We start from the raw sequence: 17,479 nt of genomic DNA, 5'->3' as shown, positions 1-17,479 counted from the left end.
GTAATCAGGTAATCATGGCATGGAGACCGCCTTCAGCGCGATGTCCGTCCGGTGGTGGGACCCGCGCAGGCCGATCCTGGACACGGCCTCGTAGGCGGCCGTCCGGGCGGCGGCGAGATCGGGCCCGGTGCCGACGACGTTGAGGACGCGCCCGCCGTTCGCGACCGGCCGCCCCTCGCCGCCGAGCGCGGTCCCCGCGTGCAGGACGTAGGCGCCCTCGACCGCGGCGGCCTCGTCCAGGCCGGTGATCTCGTCGCCCTTCGCCGGGGCGGCCGGGTAGCCCTCGGCGGCCACGACCACCGTGACGGCCGCGCCCGGCAGCCATTCGAGGCGCAGGCTCGGGTCGAGACCCCCGATCGCGCAGGCCTGGAGCAGCGTGGCGACGGGGGTGGCCAGCCGGTCCAGCACGACCTGCGTCTCGGGGTCGCCGAAGCGCGCGTTGAACTCCACCACCCGTACACCCTGGGACGTCAGAGCGAGCCCGGCGTACAGGACGCCGACGTACGGGGTCTCACGGCGGCGCAACTCGTCCACGGTGGGCTGGACGACGGTGGCCATGACCTCGTCCACCAGGTCGGGCGGCGCCCACGGCAGCGGCGTGTACGCGCCCATCCCGCCGGTGTTCGGACCCTCGTCGCCGTCGTAGGCGCGCTTGAAGTCCTGCGCGGGCAGCAGCGGGACGGCGTGCTGCCCGTCGCAGAGCGCGAAGAGGGAGACCTCGGGACCGTCCAGGTACTCCTCGACCACGACGCGGTCGCAGGCGTCGGCGTGCCGCAGCGCCTCGTCGCGGCTCTCGGTGACGACCACGCCCTTCCCGGCCGCGAGCCCGTCGTCCTTCACCACGTACGGCGGGCCGAAGGCGTCGAGCGCCTCCTCGACCTCCCCGCTCGACTCGCAGACCCGCGAGTCGGCGGTGGGCACCCCCGCCGCGGCCATGATCTCCTTGGCGAACGCCTTGGACGCCTCGATCCTGGCGGCGGCCCGGTCCGGCCCGAAGCACGGGATGCCGGCCTTGCGCAGGGCGTCGCCGACCCCGGCCACCAGCACCGCCTCCGGCCCGATGACGACCAGGCTCACCCGGAGCCGCGCGGCCAGTTCCACCACCGCCGTGCGGTTCGTCGGATCGAGCTGGTGATTGTCCGCGATCTCCGCCGTGCCCGGATTGCCCGGGGCGCAGTGGAGGGCGGTGACGGCAGGGTCGCGGTGCAGGGCGCGGGCGAGCGCATGCTCGCGGCCACCCGATCCAAGGACGAGTACTCGCACGTCGTGAGCTTACTGGGCCCCCGCCCCGCGCCGGGCGCGTGTAACCCTTGCGCCAAGGGGCATGCGGCCCGGTGAGGCGGCCGTCACACCGGGATGTGTGAACCTGACCGATACGGGCGGCGTCCTACATATCGGCTGGTAGGCTGCCACGGGCTTGACCGCCCGCTGTCGAGGTGCCCGAAAGGAGGTGGTCGGGATGAGTCCTGGTGATACTTGCAGTTCGCCGGAGAACCCTCACAGTCCGAACCGGACTGTTCCACCGTCCGCCTCCATCTGGCGCCCGGCCGTCGCTCTCGCGCGCTCCCTTCGCTGACCAGCCTGGGTTGAGCGCGCGCTGCGTGCGTGGCCGGCGGGTTAGGAGCACCTCCAATGGCCATGACACGAGTCCGCCCGAGCCGCGTGCTGTTCAAGACGCGCGGCCGCACCAGCGGCGTGCAGGCTCCGAACCGCGATTCCGCCGTCATCGACTGGGCCGCCTACATCGACGGCCACCGCGTCTGCACCGACACCATCGCCGACGCCGTCCGCCTCGTCCGCGACGGCCGGCTCACCCCCGAGGGCGACAGCGCCGGCTTCGTCTGGGTCGGCCTCCACGAGCCGTCCGCCGGCGAACTCTCCGACCTCGCCGAGGTCTTCGGCCTCCACCCGCTCGCCGTCGAGGACGCCATCCACGCCCACCAGCGCCCCAAGCTCGAACGCTACGACGACGTCCACTTCGTCGTCATGAAGACCGTCGGCTACGTCTCCAGCGGACCCGGCGGCGCCGAAGTCGTCGAGACCGGCGAGATCATGCTGTTCTGCGGCCCCGACTTCGTCGTCACCGTCCGGCACGGCGCCCACGGCGCCCTCGCCCCCGTCCGCCGCGACCTGGAGAAGGACCCCGCCCGCCTCGCCCTCGGCCCCGCCGCCGTCCTGCACGCCGTCACCGACCGCGTCGTGGACGGCTACGTCGGCGTCGCCGACGCCGTCATGGAGGACATCGACGAGGTCGAAGAGGCCGTCTTCTCCCCCGAGCGCACCGACGAGTCCCGCCGCATCTACCGGCTCAAGCGCGAAGTCATCCAGCTCAAGCGCGCCGTAGGCCCCCTCGCCGGTCCGCTGCGCAACCTGACCGGCCGCCGCTTCGTCCCCGCCGAGATCAAGGAGTACCTCCGCGACGTCGAGGACCACCTCACCCGCGTCCGCGAGCAGGTCGAGTCCTACGACGAGCTCCTCAACCCCATCCTCCAGGCCCACATGACCCAGGTCACCGTCGCCGACAACAAGGACATGCGCAAGATCTCCGCCTGGGGCGCCATCTTCATGGTCCCCACCGCCATCGCCGGCGTCTACGGCATGAACTTCGACCACATGCCCGAAACCCGCTGGCAGTACGGCTACCCCATGATCCTCAGCGTCATCTCCCTGGCCTGCTTCGCCCTCTACCGAGGCTTCCGCCGCAACGGATGGCTCTGATATTGCATTTCTCTCCTCCTTCGGGCCTGGCGGCCCTGCTGTGCCTATTGCAGTGCCCTCCTCCTTCGGGCCCGGAGGGCCCTCCATCGTCGGGCACTGCGGCGATCGCTGGCATCGCTCCGGCTCGCCTAAAGGCTCGCTGCGCGATCAGGTTCTCGCTTCGCTTGAACCTGCCTTCGGACGCGATCGCGGCCATTGAGGTCGTCGCGGGGTTGCGGTGGTGGCTGGGGTCTGTGCGCCTGGGTTAGGTCCCGTTCAGAGGGCCGGGGTTGGTGCTTGGAGGGACCTCAGGCGGTCTGGGTAGTCGGTGACTATCGCGTCTACGCCCTGGTTCATGAAGCGGGTCATGTCCTCGGGGGTGTTGACCGTCCAGACGAGGACCGGGAGGGCCAGGGAGTGCGCCTGGTCTATCAGGGTGGGCGTGGTCATCAGGTGTTCGGGGGAGACGGCCGTGGCGCCTACGGTGAGGGCTGCGGCTACGGGGTCCGCCGGGGAGTGGCCTGCGAGCCAGGCGGTTTCCGGGGCGAGGGTCTTGCGTTCCATCAGGGCGACGCGGCCCAGGTCCGCGTAGTGGCGGCGGGCCTCGGCGAGGACGCGCCAGTCGAAGGCCAGGAGCTGGGAGCGTCCGGTGCAGCCGAAGTCCTTCAGGACGGCCGCCACGGAGGCGGTCAGGAGCTCCACCTCCTCGTCGGTCCAGGAGGGGTCCGTCTTCAGCTCGACCGAGAGCCTGACGCCCGTGGGGGCCAGCAGGGCGCACGCCTCGGCGAGCGTGGGGATGCGGGTGCCGGGCATCGGGGCGGCCGCGCAGCTGAGGCCCGCGTCGAGCGTCCGCAGCTGGGCGAGGGACAGCTCGCGGACGGGCCTGCCCAGGTAGGGGTAGGCGGGGTCGTCCGGCCAGGCGGGGCCCGTGTCGGCGAGGACGGCGGGGGACAGCACCTGGTCGTGGCCGAGGACGACCACGCCGTCCGAGGACAGGCCCACGTCCAGCTCGATCACGTCGACGCCGAGGTCGAGGGCGTGGGCGAAGCCGGGCAGGGTGTTCTCCGGACGGAGGCCGCGCGCCCCGCGATGTCCGTGCACCTCGACGGTAGAGATCACCGAACGCACGCTACCGCCCGTGACCGAACGCCCGGCAACGAACACCTGACCACCAGCGCAACCGGGTCAGTCTGAATCACCAAACCCAGCCACCGCCGCAACCCCGCGACAACCTCAATGGCCGCGATCGCGTCCGAAGGCAGGTTCGAGCGAAGCGAGAACCTGATCGCGCAGCGAGCCTCTAGGCGAGTCGAAGCGATGCCAGCGATCGCTCGCCTTATCGACGATGGAGGGCCGCAAAGGCCCGAAGGAGGAGAAAAGCAATTAAACCAGGGGTCGCAGCGAAAGGGTCTGGTCGCGGCCGGGGCCTACGCCGATCGCGGAGATCTGGGCGCCGGACATCTGCTCCAGCGCCCGGACGTACGCCTGCGCGTTGGCGGGCAGGTCCTCGAACTTCTGGGCGCCGGTGATGTCCTCCTGCCAGCCGTCCAGGTACTCCAGGACGGGCTTGGCGTGGTGGAACTCGGTCTGCGTCGTGGGCAGCTCGTCGACCCGGACGCCGTCGACCTCGTAGGCGACGCACACCGGGACCCGATCCAGGCCGGACAGGACGTCCAGCTTCGTCAGGAAGTAGTCGGTGATGCCGTTGACGCGGGTGGCGTAGCGGGCGATCACGGCGTCGAACCAGCCGCAGCGGCGGTCGCGGCCCGTGGTCACGCCGTACTCGCCGCCGGTCGTGCGCAGGTACTCGCCCTGCTCGTCCAGCAGCTCGGTGGGGAACGGGCCGGAGCCGACACGGGTCGTGTAGGCCTTGAGGATGCCGATCACGCGGGTGATCTTGGTGGGGCCGACTCCGGAGCCCGCGCACGCGCCGCCGGCCGTGGGGCTGGACGACGTCACGAACGGGTACGTCCCGTGGTCGATGTCCAGCAGCGTGCCCTGCGCGCCCTCCAGCAGGACGACCTTGCCGTCGTCCAGCGCCTTGTTCAGGATGAGCGTGGTGTCGGCGACGAACGGCCTGAGGCGCTCGCCGTAGGCCAGGTACTCCTGGACGATCGGCCCGGTCTCGATGCGGCGGCGGTTGTAGACCTTCGTCAGGACCTGGTTCTTCTCGCGCAGCGCCAGGTCGAGCTTCTGCGTGAGGATGTTCGGGTCGAACAGGTCCTGGACGCGGATGCCCATCCGGTTGATCTTGTCGGCGTAGGTGGGGCCGATGCCGCGGCCGGTGGTGCCGATCCGGGCCTTGCCGAGGTAGCGCTCGGTGACCTTGTCGAGGGCGCGGTGGTGCGGCATGATCAGGTGCGCGTTCGCCGAGATCAGCAGGCGCTCGCAGCCGATGCCGCGGTCCCGCAGGCCGTCGATCTCCTGCAGCAGCACGGCGGGGTCGATCACCACGCCGTTGCCGATCACGGGGACGACGTCGGGCGACAGCACTCCGGACGGCAGCAGGTGCAGCGCGTAGCTCTTGTCGCCGATGACCACCGTGTGGCCCGCGTTGTTGCCGCCCTGGTAGCGGACGACGTAGTCGACGTCCCCACCGAGCAGGTCTGTCGCCTTGCCCTTGCCCTCATCTCCCCACTGGGCACCGACAAGAACGATGGCAGGCATGCCACTTTCCCTTCCCACGACGAAGGCCCCGGTCGCCGCAAGCGCGAAGGGGCCTCTTGCGATCAAAGCGTACCCGCAGGCGGGCGACAAAGAAACCGGAGGCGGCCGATTGCCGCCGGTCACCGGCCCCGGCGCGGCCAGTAGTTCTCGGCGAACAGCTTCGCGACCAGCTCGCCGCGGCTCGACACGCGCGTCTTGGCGAACACCGCCTTGACGTGGTCGCGGACGGTGTGCGGGGAGATGACCAGCTCGGCGGCGATGCCGCCGGTGGTCAGCCCGCGCGCGATCAGCTGGGTGATCTCCAGCTCGCGGGCGGACAGGCCGTACGCCTGCGCGATGACCGGCGCCATGTCGGAGCCGGCGGCCGGCTGGACGACCACGGCGGTGGGGCCCGGCGAGCCGGGGACCCCGTCCATGCAGGAGGCGTGGACGACGAGCCACTGGCCGTCGCGGGTGCGGATCCGGACGCGGGCCGCTCCGCGGTCGCGGCCGGCGGCGACGGCGCGGGCCTGCGCGGCCGTCGCGGCGAGCCAGACCGGCAGGGGCGGGCCCAGCGGGGACGGGACGGACGGGCCGTCCGGGAGCCGGGAGAGGAGGTCGCGCGCCTCGTCGTTGATCGAGAAGGGCGTGCCGGCCGGGTCGAACAGGATGAGCCCCGGGTCCTGCCCCGCGGCCTCGGCCGGCGGCCGGACGGGCCGGGCCAGCTCGCGGAGGCGGTCGGCGAGGGGTGCGGAGAGGCCCGCGACGAGGGAGACCTCCGCGGGGCCGAACGGCTCCCGGCCCTTCTCGCGGAACAGGCTGACGACGCCCCAGGGCCGGCCGCCGGTCCGCAGGACGGCGCGCAGCTCGTCCCCGATCCCCTGGCGGCCGAGCAGCCTGCGGTACTGCGCGCTGCGGGCGGGCAGTCCGCCGGTGCTCGCCACGAGCCCGGCGGCCGGGACGGGGGCGCGGGCCAGGTCGCGGTAGGGCAGCACGGTCTCTTCCAGGAGCGCGCACTCCCAGTAGGCGAAGCACTGCTCACCTCGTCCGAGGTTCTCGACCAGCATCGGCGCGGTGATCAACCCGGTCTCCGGGTCGGTGGCCGACCACGCGGCGGCCTGGAAGCCCAGCAGCCGTCCGAGCCGCGACGAGGCGCCCGCGAACAGGCCGCCCGCGTCCCGTGCGCGTGCGGCCCGGTCGAGGAGGGCCCGCCGTTCCCGCTGGTCGATCACCGTTCCAGTCTGCCCGTCGTGCGCGGCGGACGGACCCCCTCGAATGGGGGATCGCGGGCCGGAACGATCCCCTGCCCGCGGGGGATGGGGCGGGCGCGGCCGGGCGGCGAGGCTCGGCGGCATGGACATCGCGATCATCGGGGCGGGTGCGGCGGCCGTCGCGCTGCTGGACGCCCTCGACCCCTCGGACATCCGCTCCGTCACCGTGTTCGACCCGACGGCGTCGCCGTGGCGAGGCCGCCCCTACCAGCCGGACCTGGACTCCGTGCTCGTCAACGCCCCACCGGAGATCATGTCGATCCGGCACGGGGACCGGGAGCATTACGCGCGCTGGCTGGACGGGAACGCGCCCGCCGGCGCCCACTCCGACGAGCGGCTCGGCCGCCCGATCCCGCCGCGCGCCGTGTACGGGCGGTATCTGGCGGACACGGCGGAGGCCGCGCTCGCCCGGTTCGCCCGGGCGGAGCTCGTCGACGCGGCCGTGACCGGGGTGTCCCTCGCGGGCCGCCCGGTCGTGCGGACGGCGGACGGACGCAGGTACACCGCCGACCAGGTCGTCCTGTGCGTCGGCGGGGGCGCCCCTCGCGACGGCTACGGGCTGGCGGGCGCGCCCGGCTTCGTCGCCGACCCGTATCCGCTGCGGCGGACCCTCGCCGGCGTCCCGCCCCGAAGAAACGTGGCGGTCATCGGGACCGGCCTGACCGCGGTCGACATCGTGGCGTCACTGGCCGCGCGCGGGCACACCGGCAGGATCAGCATGGTCTCGCGGAGCGGGACGCTCCCGTTCGTCTGGCAGCGTCTCCTTCCGACCGACCTCCGGTACCTGGCGCCCGACCGCCTGCGGGCCCTGGAGGGGCCGATCCGGTTGGAGGAGTTCACCGACCTGATCCGCATGGAGCTGGCGGGTCACGGCGAGAGCTGGGACGCCCTCGCGGCGTGGATCGCCGCGGCGCCGGAGCGGGACCCGGCGGCGAGCCTGCGCGAGCAGCTCGCCATGGTGGACGCGCCGCAGCTCGGCCGACGGATCGTGCAGGAGGCCGCGCACACCGCCGGTCCGGTCGTGTGGCGGCTGCTCCCGGCGAGTGACCGGGAGCGGCTCCGCGGCCGCCACTTCCGGACGATCACGAGCGTGGCCTCGCCGATGGTGCCCCGCAATGCCGCGCTGCTGCTGGACCTGTTCGACGCGGGGGCGCTGGAGGCGCTGTCCGGGGTCGAGAAGATCGTGGCCGGGTCCGCATTCGAGATCACGCACGCGGCGGGCGTCCGCACCGCCGACATCGTGATCAGCGCGGTCAACCCGCCGCCGCACGCGATCCCCCGGGCGGCCGAGCCGCTCGTCTCGTCGCTCCTGGCCCAGGGCGCGGTGCTGGACCCGGACGGCGGCCTCGCCGTCGACCCCGGTACGGGACGGGTCCTCGTCGGCGGCCGACCCGATCGCCGCCTGCACGTGGCCGGCGACCTCGCCGGCGGCGGCCCGTTCCTGGTGTCGGGCATCGCCGGCGTCGCCGCCCAGGCGTCCCGGGCGGCGCGCTCGATCGGTGGCGTCAGGAGCCGTTGAGGGCGTCGGCGGCCTCGGCGCTGCTGTCGCGGAGGAACGTCTTGCAGCGCTCGGCCTCGGAGTCCTCGCCGATGGCGGCGGCGGCCCGGGCGAGGGCGTGCAGGGCGCGCAGGAAGCCGCGGTTCGGCTCGTGCTCCCACGGGATGGGGCCGTGGCCCTTCCAGCCCGCCCGGCGCAGCTGGTCCAGCCCGCGGTGGTAGCCGGTGCGGGCGAACGCGTAGGAGTCGATGACGCTGCCCTTGGCGAAGGAGCGGTCGGCCAGCTCGGCCCACGCGCCCGGGTAGTCCGGGTGGCGCGCGGCGACCTCGAACGGGTCGACGCCCTCCTCCAGGGCCGTCCGGGCTTCGGGGTTGTCCGGAAGTTCGGTCGGAGCGGGGCCGCCGAGCAGGTTCTGGGTCATGCCGGTCATGGTAAGCGGGCGCCCCCCACCGGATTCAACCGGCCGGGGTCAGGCGGGCACGGGGAGCGGCAGGCGGAAGCGGGCGGAGCCGCCGTCCCTGGAGGAGCGGGCCGCCGGCCAGCCGCTCCGGACGAACATGAGCGCCTGCCGGTTGGTGAGGATGACGTCCGCGCCGAACTCGGTGATGCCGCGCCGTCCGGCGAGCTCGGACAGGCAGCCGACGAGGGCGCGGCCGAGGCCCCGGCGCTGCCAGGGGTCGGCGACCAGGACGGCGAGGTCGGCGCGCCAGGCCCGCGCCGTGTCGCGGACGTATTCGGCGATGCCGAGGATCTCGTCCCCGTCCAGTGCGACGAGGGCCTCGCGGTCCCAGTGGTCGAGGCCCTCCAGGAGGCCGACGTAGTGGTCGGGCAGGCGGGGCGTGCCGGAGAAGAAGCGCATGTAGAGGCTCGCGGCCGACAGGCGGTCCGACATGCGCCGGACGCGGTCGCGGTCGGTGACGCCGTACGGGCGGATCCGGACGTCGTCGAGCACGGTGTCAATGCGGGCGACGGTGCGCACATCGAGTTGCTTCACAAAACTCATTGGATCGCAGAAAGTTGTGTGAAGCAACCTCCGGTGGGTTCTCAGGTCGCCGGACGGCGGCCGAGGAAGGCGACGAGACGGTCGCCGGGCGACGCGTGCGGGCCGGGGTCCACCGGCTCGCCGAACAGCGGCAGGCGGCCGCAGGGCGGCGCCAGCGTCCGCCACACGTCCAGGAGATCGGTGGCCAGGTCCGGAGGAATGGGTCGCCCCGCGCCGGTCGCCTGCGCGACGTCCCAGCCGTGCACGGCCGCCTCCAGGGCTCCCGCGCCGGCCACCGCCTCCACGGGGAGGCACCGGTCGCCGATCGCCGCCGTCCCCGCGGCCCGGTCCGGGCGGCCGGAGGAGGCCATGGTGTGGCGGAGCAGCCGGACGGCGCGGACGCGCAGCGCCGACACCGGGTCGCCGGCCGGGTCGGCCGCGACCGGACGGATGCCGACCCGGCCCGCGGTCAGGCCCTCGTGCACCGCCGCCAGGGAGTCGCCGACGTGCATCAGCAGCATGCTGAGATTCCATGCCGCGCATGGCGTCGGATGCGTGAGCATCGGCCGCGCGACGTACTGGACGGTGGTCAGGAGATAACCGATCGAGCGCTCCAGGATGCAAGCGTCGGATCGGAGGGGCGCCGACGCGCCGGTCGCCTCACGCATTCGGCTCCTCACCTCGCCGGGATGATCACCTGTACAGACCCGCGCGGCGGCGAGAAATCATCGGCGAGGCCGCGGCCGGCCCCTCTTGAGGGGGTGCAAACGAGGCGTCGCCGTTTACGAGGGAAGACGCACGATCCGCAGGAAAGCGGGGAGAACCCAGGGCCGCCTGCCCCGAATGACGACCTTGCGGCTCAGCACCGCCCGCGCCCTGCTGATCCGTCCGAACAGCATCAGGTTGAGCGCCGTCGGGTCGAAGAAAAGCCGCACGTCGGGGCGGCCGTCGGGCTCCTCCACGGTGACGAAACCGTCGGTCATCGCCATCACCACCGGGGCGGTGTGGTCGGAGCGGAACTCGACGGCGATCCGCCCGGCGGGTGCGGGACCGTGACCCTCCAGCAGCCGCCCGTACCCGTATTCGGTCACCCCGACGAGGAACATCTCGAAGAAGGGGGCCGCCTCCCGCGGCGGGACGTGCCAGGGCCTGCGCATGGGCCGGGCCATGTCCCGCCCGTGGATCTGGAGCTCGTTGAGCAGGTGCGCCAGCAGCCCGCCGAGCGGGACGCGCGAGCCGCCCAGCCAGGGCAGCGCCGTCGCCGGATCGGCGTCCCGCGTCGCCGTCAGGATCCGGTCGACATCGCGGACCAGGAGGTCGGCGAGCGCCCGCGGATCGCGCTCGGGGAAAAGGCGCAGCAATTCCTCGTTCGCGGCGTCGACCGTATCGACGATCGTGCTCCGGACGAGCTCCTCGGGCACGGCCAGTGGATCGTCGCAACCGGCAGGATCGACCATCTGATGATAAAAGCGAGCGAGAGTGGCGACGTGCGCCGCCGTATCGGTGACGGTCCAGGTGGCGGTGGCATTCGTGTCGGAACCGGGCGAGGTCAGCAGCCCGGCGAACCGGTCGCCGGTCTCGCGCAGATACTTCCGGGTCGCCGCCCAGTTCTCTTCCGTGAGCCGAACCACCATGGCCCGATGGTCGCAATTTCCATCGAGCCGGGCAAGCCCGTGAAAAGGGGGTCCGAATTCCGGGAAACGGCCCGGATATCCGGCGGTCCGGGTCAGGCCGCCGCCGCCCGCGCGGCGGTGAACGCGGCCCATGCGAGGCATTCCAGCAGGCGGGCGTCCGCACCGTCGTCGCGGCGGAACTCCGCGATGACCGCCGGACCGACCCGGTGCGAGGCGAGCGCGGTCAGCAGCACGAGCCGTCCGGCGGGACGGTCCGCCGCGGGAAGCCCGGCCACGGCCTCGTCGATCCGCGCGGGCTCGGCCGTGCGCCCGTCCCACCCGGCGAGCTCGGCGGCCAGCAGGTCCCGGACCGGCGCCGGCACCACCCGCTCGCCCGCCCGGTCGATGACGGCCGACGCGCGCGCGAACGCATCGGCGATCACCTCGTTGCCCGCCGTCCAGGGCGGCGCGCCGGACACCGGTGCGGCCGGCAGCAGGTCGAGGGAGTCGCCCGGCGCGTGCCGGGCGCGCGAGCTCGCGGCCATCAGGCGGCCCACCACCCGGCTCATCGCGCCGTGCGCCCGTGCCGGGGCTTTCGGGGGGAACGGCGACTCGCCCAGGAAGATGTTGACCATCCGGTTGTAGTACTGGAAGACGAAGGCGGTGCCGACGATCTCGGGCGCCTGCTCGGGCGGGAACGGGCGCCCGGGAGCCCCGGGCGTGCCGAACCGCTCGCCCCACTCGGCGATCGCGCGGATGCGCGGGTCGCCCACCTCGTCGAGCCGGCCCGCGGCGATCGCGGCGGCGTCGCGCCCGCGCACGAGGCCGTGCAGCGTGGTGCTGTGCGCCGCCACGCAGTAGTGGCAGGAGTTGCCGAGCGACACCGCCGCGGCGGCGGCCTCCTTGGCCGCGCGGTCGGCCTTCCCCGTCACGACCAGGGTCTCGCGCAGCATCGTCCACACGGCGGCCAGCAGGTCGGGGACGGGAGAGTGCAGGATCACCGGCGGCGCGAGGATGCCGAAGTCCCGTTCGAGCTGGTCGTAGACCCGCGCGACCAGGCCCCGGGCGGCCGCGTGCCGGACGAGCGAGACATGCGCGACCTGCTCCTCCGCTCCGCGCCGGGCCACCCGGACCAGACTGCTGTTCATCGCCGAACCACGCCCTGCCGTCCTTCGTGCGCGCCTGGGCTCGGATGGTACCGACGGAGGGCGGGAAGCACAGCCGCTCCCGCGACGGCCGCGAGCACTCCGGGAGCCTCTCGGGCCGTCCGGAAAGGGACGGCTAGGCGCTCGGGCCGGGGCGGGGGGCGACGTCGGCGGGGCCGAGGTGCGCACCGCAGGAGCCGCACGTGAACGCGGGGGTCAGCGTGCCGTCGCAGCCCCGGTGCCCGATGATCAGAGGCGGGCCCTCCGGCGCGTAGTGGCGGTCGCCCCACATCATCAGGGTCATGACCGCGGGCCACAGCTCCACGCCCTTGCGGGTCAGCCGGTACTCGTGGCGCTCCGGCCGCTGCTGGTACGGGACGCGGCGCATGATGCCCTCGTCGCAGAGCCGGTTGAGCCGGTCGGTGAGGACGTTGCGGGCCACGCCCAGGACCTGCTGGAAGTCGTCGAAGCGCCGCACGCCCTGGAACGCGCTGCGGATCACCAGCATCGTCCAGCGGTCGCCGACGACCTCCAGCGAGCGGGCGACCGAGCAGTTCTGCGAGTCGTACGTGCGGGGCAGTGCCACGCTTCGGAGCCTACCCGCGTTTCGTCAGGCAACGGGCATGGCCGGGGGCCGTGCGGCCCCCGGCCCGCTCCGCTACTTCAGCTTCTGGCCGGCGGACTGGAGGTTCTCGGCGGCCTCGACGATGCGGGCGGCCATCGCGGCCTCCGCGGCCTTGCCCCACGAGCGCGGGTCGTACTGCTTCTTGTTGCCGACCTCGCCGTCGACCTTCAGCACGCCGTCGTAGTTGCGGAACATGTGCTCGGCGACCGGGCGGGTGAAGGCGTACTGGGTGTCGGTGTCGATGTTCATCTTGACGACGCCGTACGACACCGCCTCCCGGATCTCCTCGAGCGTGGAGCCCGAGCCGCCGTGGAAGACCAGGTCGAACGGCTTGTCCTTGCCGTACTTGGCGGCGACCGCGTCCTGGATCTCCTTGAGCACCTCGGGACGCAGCTTGACCGAGCCCGGCTTGTAGACGCCGTGCACGTTCCCGAACGTCGCGGCCAGGATGTAGCGGCCCTTCTCGCCCACGCCGACGGCCTCGGCGGTCGCGAGCGCGTCGCCGGGCGTCGTGTAGAGCTTCTCGTTGATCTCGTTGGCGACGCCGTCCTCCTCGCCGCCGACGACCCCGATCTCCATCTCCATGATGATCCGGGCCTTGGCGCACTCCTCCAGAAGCTCGGCGGCGATCTGCAGGTTCTCGTGCAGTTCGACGGCGGACCCGTCCCACATGTGCGACTGGAACAGCGGCTCCTCGCCGCGCGCCACCCGCTCCTGCGAGATCTTCACCAGCGGCCGCATGAAGCCGTCCAGCTTGTCCTTCGGGCAGTGGTCGGTGTGCAGGGCGATGTTCACCGGGTACTTGGCCGCCACGACCCGGGCGTACTCGGCCAGCGCGGTCGCGCCCGTGACCATGTCCTTCACCGTGGAGCCGGACAGGTACTCGGCTCCGCCGGTGGACACCTGCACGATGCCGTCGCTCTCGGCCTCCGCGAAACCGCGCAGCGCGGCGTTCAGCGTCTGGCTGGACGTCACGTTGATCGCGGGGAAGGCGAAGCCTTCGCGCTTCGCACGGTCGAGCATCTCCGCGTAGACCTCGGGCGTTGCGATGGGCATTGTCAGCGTCCTTTCATACGCAGGGTGCCGCCGGGCATCCGGCCGGGCGGTAGCTCCCGGACGTCCGCGTACCCAGTGACTGCCCAGGTCACGCGGTTTCCGGGTCGGGCATGCCGTCCGCGCCCAGTATCTCGCCTAATCGGAGCGTGGGGAAAGGTACGCTCGCTGTGTGGATCTCACTGCCCTTCCCCTTGACATCACCGAGTGGCTGCACCCGACCGCATGGCTGCAGCTTTTCGGCACATTCGCGACGATCGGCGTGCTCGCCATCATCTTCGCGGAGACCGGCCTGCTGATCGGCTGCATCCTTCCGGGCGACTCGCTGCTGTTCACGGCGGGGATCCTCACGGCGGTCTCGACCGTCAACGGCCAGGAGTTCCAGCCGCTGTCGCTGCCCTGGCTGCTGATCGGCGGACCGGTGGCGGCGATCGCCGGCGCCCAGCTCGGCCACTTCCTCGGCGCCCGCTACGGCCGCAAGCTCTTCGACCGGCCCGACTCGCGCATCTTCAAACAGGAGTGGGTGGAGAAGGCCGAGTACTACTTCAACCGGTTCGGCCCCGCGAAGGCGGTGGTGCTCGCCCGGTTCATCCCGATTGTCCGGACGTTCCTCAACCCGCTCGCCGGGATGCTCGGCATGGACGCGAAGAAGTTCTTCGTCTGGAACGCGATCGGCGGCATCGTCTGGACGGACGCCCTGTTCCTCCTCGGCCACTTCCTCGGGTCCGAAGTGCCCGACGTTGAGAAATACATCCTCCCGGGCGTAGCGGTCATCCTGGTTCTCTCGGTCATTCCGATCATTCGGGAGGTCCTGAAGGGCCGCAAAGCGGACCACGGTCCGAATAAGAATGGTCCGGAAGAGTCCCGTCCGTCGCTCAGCGGTGACAGTTATCGCTAACCTCCCCATGTGGGACGTCACCGGTCGGACCCTAGGGGTCTCGCGCGCATACTGATCGCGGCCTTGGCCGTGATGGCCGCCTTGGCCCTGCTCATCGTCGGGGGCATGGCCCTGGTCAACGCGATCATGAGCGAGCCCGACAAGAAGGGACCCGCGACGGGGGCCTCGCCATCGGGCGACGGCGGGCGGACGACGCCGAGCAGCAACGAGACCACGACCTCGCCGACGGCGCCGCTCCCCCTGGTGATCCGCGTGACCGGCCAGCCGACGACCGTCGTGGTCAGGGTGGCCGACGCCGGCGGCAAGGTGCTCGCCAACAGCACGCTCAACACCGGCGACACCCTCCAGTTCAAGGAGGCGCCCCTGCAGGTCGTCGCCCTCAACGGCGGCTCCCTGCAGGTCGCGATCTACGGCAGGGTCCAGCCGCGCGAGCCGAACGGCCAGCGCGCCCAGTGGCTCGTCAAGGCCCGCTAGCCGAGACCGAGGTCGGCGACCTCGTAGGGGTGCCGGTACTCCAGGCCCTCCTCGGCGATCCGGCCGGCCGCGCCGCGCTCCAGGATCGTCGCGACCGCCACCACCTCCGCCCCCGCCTCGCGCAGCGCCTCCACCGCCGTGAGGACGGAGCCTCCGGTGGTCGAGGTGTCCTCCACGGCGAGGACCCGGCGCCCCGCGACGTCCGGCCCCTCGATCCGGCGCTGCAGCCCGTGGGCCTTGCCCGCCTTGCGGACGACGAACGCGTCCAGGGCCCGGCCGCGCGCCGCCGCCGCGTGCAGCATCGCGGCGGCCACCGGGTCCGCCCCGAGCGTCAGCCCGCCCACGGCCTCGTAGTCGAGGTCCGCGGTCTCGTCCAGCATCACCCGTCCCACGAGCGGGGCCGCGGCCCCGTCCAGCGTCACCCGGCGCAGGTCCACGTACCAGGACGCCCGCTTCCCCGACGACAGCACGAAGTCCCCGTGCACCACGGCCTTGTCCTTGATCTTCTGCAGCAGCTCATCACGATCGCTCACGTGCAGAACCCTATTGACCCTGCGTACGCGCTCCGTCCCCGCCGTGTACGGTTCGCGGGGTGACACCCGGAACCGTCGTCCTGCTGCACGCCCCCGGCGCCACCGCGGCCTCCTGGGGCGACCTTCCCGAGATGCTCCGCTCGTACGGCCTGGACGTCGTGGCGCCGGACGTCCCGGACGACTCCGGCCCCCGCTACATCGCCCGCGTCTCGCTCACCGTCTCCGCGACCGGCCCGGTGCCGCCGCTCGTCCTCGTGGCGCACGGGACCGCCGGCCCCCTGCTGCCCGGCATCGGCCTGGCGCAGCGCGCCGCCCACCGCGCCGTGGGCGGCTACGTGTTCGTCGACGCCGACCTCCCCCGCCCGGCCCGGCACGACCACGGCGCCCCGCAGGACGACCTCCCCACGGCCCCAGATTGGCCGGAGGCGCCCTGCGGCTACCTCCGGACCCATGCGGACCGCTCCGCCTCCCCGAAGCACGACCAGGCCGTCAGAGAGGCTCACCTACGCGGCTGGCCCGTGACCGAACACGAGCCCCCCACCGCCGCCGCCCAATCCCTGAGCGAACTCATAGCCCGCTTGTGAGGAAGCCTGAAAGGGGCAGCGGGCCGGGCGACCGCAGCGACACGACATGAACCGGCCGGGCACAGCGACCCGCACCGTGGCGTGAGGGTCGTCCGGCTCGTGACGGGGCCTCCAGGGGGTCGCCCCCTGGGGAGGCACAGCCCCCCGGGAGTTACCCGTTCTTCAGAAGGTCGTCGAGGAGAGCGTCGTAGTCGTCTTCGCTTCGGCCCAGGTCTATGCGGGCTCGGTAGCGGAGGCGCAGGAGGGCCTCAAGGCTGTCCTCGGCCAGGGCGACGTCGTCCAGGCCGGGGGTGAGGGAGTCGGCGTCCGGGGCCGGGGCCTCGTCGGGGCCGCCGCCCATGCCCGTGCCCACGGCGCGGTCGCGGAGTTCCAGGACGACGTCGGCTCCGCTGGTGGCCCACTCGTGGGCGCCGGTGGCGTCGCCCTGGGCGTAGAGCACCTCGGCAACGGCGCGGTACACCTCGGGGTCGCGCGGCTTGTCGGCGCGGATCTGGTCGACCAGGGCGCGGGCCTCGTCCCCGCGGCCCAGTTCGAAGAGCGCGTCGGCGAGGTAGGCGCGCGGGTCGCCGTAGGTCTCGCCGCCGTCCTCCATCGCCCTGCGGTACAGCTCGGCGGCCCTGGCGTGGTCGCCGGCGTGCTGCCACTGCTCACCCGCGCGCAGCAGGACGTTGGCGCGTGAGACTCCGCCCGACACCGACTCGGCCAGCTCGGACAGCCTGCGGGCCGCCGAGATGTGATCGCCGGTGCGCAGGGTGTCGAACTCCAGGTCGTCGAGATCGTCTTCCGTCACATGCGTCACGGTTCAACGCTACCCGGCGCCGCCCGGCCGAAGCGGGCGAATCGATGATGATCGTGGAATACCGGGGCTAACGACGTCAGGTCACCTGCGAGAACGTTCGAGCGCGTCCCAGAAGCCGCGGCGCAGGGCGTGGCGGACCTCGTCGTGCAGCAGGAAGTCTATGGGCAGCGAGGAGCCCTGAAGGAGCCGGGCCTCAAGGTCGGACGGCATGCGCGGCTTGCGGGCGAGGACCGCCTCCAGCCACAGGGCGGGGGCGTCGCGGGCGACGGACTCGCCGAAGTCCTGGCCTTCCTGGTGGGCGGCCTTGACGGCGTCCGAGAGGGTCGGGGTCTGCTGCACCGGGAGGGGGGAGATCTGCTGCGGGCCGGTGTAGGGGCCGTGCTGGCCGCCGGACGGCGCCGGCTGCGACTGGAGCGTCTGCGGGGGAGGCGGCGGGGAGGGCGCCGGGATGGGGGACGAGGTGTACTGCGGGCTGGGGGCCGGCGGCGCGGGCGGAGACGGGGCCTGCGTCGAGGACGGCCCGGCCGGGGCGGGATTCGGCGGGAGCGGCAGCCCGCCGGTGCCGTAGGACGATCCGGCGAGCCCGCCGCCCGTGCCGCCGGGCAGCGGCATGGGGCCGGTGCCGATGCCGGGGCAGCGGCTGTACACCTTCTGGAACACC

Annotated in this window: 18 protein-coding genes and 1 pseudogene; 5 read left to right on the top strand and 14 right to left on the bottom strand. The window is 72.6% G+C overall.

Annotated features, from left to right (window positions below; genetic code table 11):
• Nucleotides 1–12: 12 nt before the first annotated feature.
• The gene (gene purD / locus AB0K37_RS17260) at nucleotides 13–1,263 is read right to left on the bottom strand and encodes a phosphoribosylamine--glycine ligase (protein ID WP_363981544.1); all 1,251 of its coding nucleotides are present in this window, start codon (nucleotides 1,261–1,263) and stop codon (nucleotides 13–15) included.
• Nucleotides 1,264–1,632: 369 nt separating this feature from the next.
• Here purD and AB0K37_RS17255 point away from each other — a divergent pair, with 369 nt between their 5' ends.
• On the top strand, nucleotides 1,633–2,718 hold the full coding sequence (locus tag AB0K37_RS17255; RefSeq protein WP_363981541.1) for a magnesium and cobalt transport protein CorA: 1,086 nt from the start codon (nucleotides 1,633–1,635) through the stop codon (nucleotides 2,716–2,718).
• Nucleotides 2,719–2,973: 255 nt separating this feature from the next.
• Here the strand turns inward: AB0K37_RS17255 and AB0K37_RS17250 are convergent, their stop codons facing one another.
• From AB0K37_RS17250 to AB0K37_RS17240, 3 genes are all read right to left on the bottom strand, one after another.
• Nucleotides 2,974–3,816: a glycerophosphodiester phosphodiesterase family protein gene (locus AB0K37_RS17250; protein ID WP_363981538.1), complete on the bottom strand. Its 843-nt coding sequence runs from the start codon at nucleotides 3,814–3,816 to the stop codon at nucleotides 2,974–2,976.
• 264 nt (nucleotides 3,817–4,080) lie between these two features.
• Entirely contained in the window at nucleotides 4,081–5,364 is a 1,284-nt protein-coding gene (locus tag AB0K37_RS17245) for an adenylosuccinate synthase (protein ID WP_363981535.1), read from the bottom strand.
• A gap of 119 nt (nucleotides 5,365–5,483) precedes the next feature.
• Complete coding sequence (locus AB0K37_RS17240) at nucleotides 5,484–6,575, bottom strand: helix-turn-helix transcriptional regulator (RefSeq protein ID WP_363981532.1); 1,092 nt, start codon at nucleotides 6,573–6,575, stop codon at nucleotides 5,484–5,486.
• 121 nt (nucleotides 6,576–6,696) lie between these two features.
• Here AB0K37_RS17240 and AB0K37_RS17235 point away from each other — a divergent pair, with 121 nt between their 5' ends.
• Nucleotides 6,697–8,133: an FAD/NAD(P)-binding protein gene (locus AB0K37_RS17235; RefSeq protein ID WP_363981529.1), complete on the top strand. Its 1,437-nt coding sequence runs from the start codon at nucleotides 6,697–6,699 to the stop codon at nucleotides 8,131–8,133.
• On the opposite strand, the gene AB0K37_RS17230 is transcribed toward AB0K37_RS17235, so the two are convergent.
• From AB0K37_RS17230 to fbaA, 7 genes are all read right to left on the bottom strand, one after another.
• A complete protein-coding gene (locus AB0K37_RS17230; RefSeq protein ID WP_363981526.1) occupies nucleotides 8,120–8,542 on the bottom strand; it encodes a DUF3151 domain-containing protein in 423 nt (140 codons plus the stop codon). The genes AB0K37_RS17235 and AB0K37_RS17230 overlap by 14 nt on opposite strands.
• A gap of 39 nt (nucleotides 8,543–8,581) precedes the next feature.
• Nucleotides 8,582–9,115 (bottom strand): GNAT family N-acetyltransferase, encoded by a 534-nt coding sequence (locus AB0K37_RS17225; RefSeq protein ID WP_363981523.1) that lies wholly within the window; start codon nucleotides 9,113–9,115, stop codon nucleotides 8,582–8,584.
• Nucleotides 9,116–9,156: 41 nt separating this feature from the next.
• A complete protein-coding gene (locus AB0K37_RS17220) occupies nucleotides 9,157–9,762 on the bottom strand; it encodes a TIGR03086 family metal-binding protein (RefSeq protein ID WP_363981520.1) in 606 nt (201 codons plus the stop codon).
• 114 nt (nucleotides 9,763–9,876) lie between these two features.
• Nucleotides 9,877–10,860 (bottom strand): maleylpyruvate isomerase N-terminal domain-containing protein, encoded by a 984-nt coding sequence (locus AB0K37_RS17215; RefSeq protein WP_363981517.1) that lies wholly within the window; start codon nucleotides 10,858–10,860, stop codon nucleotides 9,877–9,879.
• Nucleotides 10,821–11,855 (bottom strand): carboxymuconolactone decarboxylase family protein, encoded by a 1,035-nt coding sequence (locus AB0K37_RS17210; protein ID WP_363981514.1) that lies wholly within the window; start codon nucleotides 11,853–11,855, stop codon nucleotides 10,821–10,823. The genes AB0K37_RS17215 and AB0K37_RS17210 overlap by 40 nt, the downstream gene beginning before the upstream one ends.
• 133 nt (nucleotides 11,856–11,988) lie before the next feature.
• The gene (locus tag AB0K37_RS17205; RefSeq protein WP_363981511.1) at nucleotides 11,989–12,438 is read right to left on the bottom strand and encodes a helix-turn-helix domain-containing protein; all 450 of its coding nucleotides are present in this window, start codon (nucleotides 12,436–12,438) and stop codon (nucleotides 11,989–11,991) included.
• A 72-nt stretch (nucleotides 12,439–12,510) separates the two neighbouring features.
• Nucleotides 12,511–13,533 carry a class II fructose-bisphosphate aldolase gene (fbaA, locus tag AB0K37_RS17200; RefSeq protein ID WP_363981508.1) on the bottom strand — a complete coding sequence of 341 codons (1,023 nt, stop codon included), beginning with the start codon at nucleotides 13,531–13,533 and terminating at the stop codon, nucleotides 12,511–12,513.
• Nucleotides 13,534–13,702: 169 nt separating this feature from the next.
• On the opposite strand from fbaA, the gene AB0K37_RS17195 reads away from it, so the two are divergent.
• Both AB0K37_RS17195 and AB0K37_RS17190 read left to right on the top strand, forming a co-directional pair.
• A complete protein-coding gene (locus AB0K37_RS17195) occupies nucleotides 13,703–14,428 on the top strand; it encodes a DedA family protein (RefSeq protein WP_363981505.1) in 726 nt (241 codons plus the stop codon).
• Between the two features lie 72 nt (nucleotides 14,429–14,500).
• Nucleotides 14,501–14,902 carry a RodZ domain-containing protein gene (locus AB0K37_RS17190; protein WP_363981502.1) on the top strand — a complete coding sequence of 134 codons (402 nt, stop codon included), beginning with the start codon at nucleotides 14,501–14,503 and terminating at the stop codon, nucleotides 14,900–14,902.
• On the opposite strand, the gene pyrE is transcribed toward AB0K37_RS17190, so the two are convergent.
• Nucleotides 14,899–15,435: an orotate phosphoribosyltransferase gene (gene pyrE / locus AB0K37_RS17185; RefSeq protein WP_185030527.1), complete on the bottom strand. Its 537-nt coding sequence runs from the start codon at nucleotides 15,433–15,435 to the stop codon at nucleotides 14,899–14,901. The two genes, AB0K37_RS17190 and pyrE, sit on opposite strands and share 4 nt — an antisense overlap.
• A gap of 59 nt (nucleotides 15,436–15,494) precedes the next feature.
• Between pyrE and AB0K37_RS17180 the strand changes: the two genes are divergently transcribed.
• Nucleotides 15,495–16,019, top strand: a complete 525-nt coding sequence (locus AB0K37_RS17180) for a hypothetical protein (RefSeq protein ID WP_363981498.1) — start codon at nucleotides 15,495–15,497, stop codon at nucleotides 16,017–16,019.
• A 151-nt stretch (nucleotides 16,020–16,170) separates the two neighbouring features.
• On the opposite strand, the gene AB0K37_RS17175 is transcribed toward AB0K37_RS17180, so the two are convergent.
• A complete protein-coding gene (locus AB0K37_RS17175) occupies nucleotides 16,171–16,818 on the bottom strand; it encodes a tetratricopeptide repeat protein (protein ID WP_363981495.1) in 648 nt (215 codons plus the stop codon).
• Between the two features lie 81 nt (nucleotides 16,819–16,899).
• Nucleotides 16,900–17,479: pseudogene (locus AB0K37_RS17170) on the bottom strand (NYN domain-containing protein); the annotation flags it as partial.

The organism is Actinomadura sp. NPDC049753 (assembly GCF_040674655.1).
Lineage (GTDB): Bacteria > Actinomycetota > Actinomycetes > Streptosporangiales > Streptosporangiaceae > Spirillospora > Spirillospora verrucosospora.
Note: the sequence above shows the minus strand (reverse complement) of the source record. Positions and strands in the feature narration are given on the sequence as shown.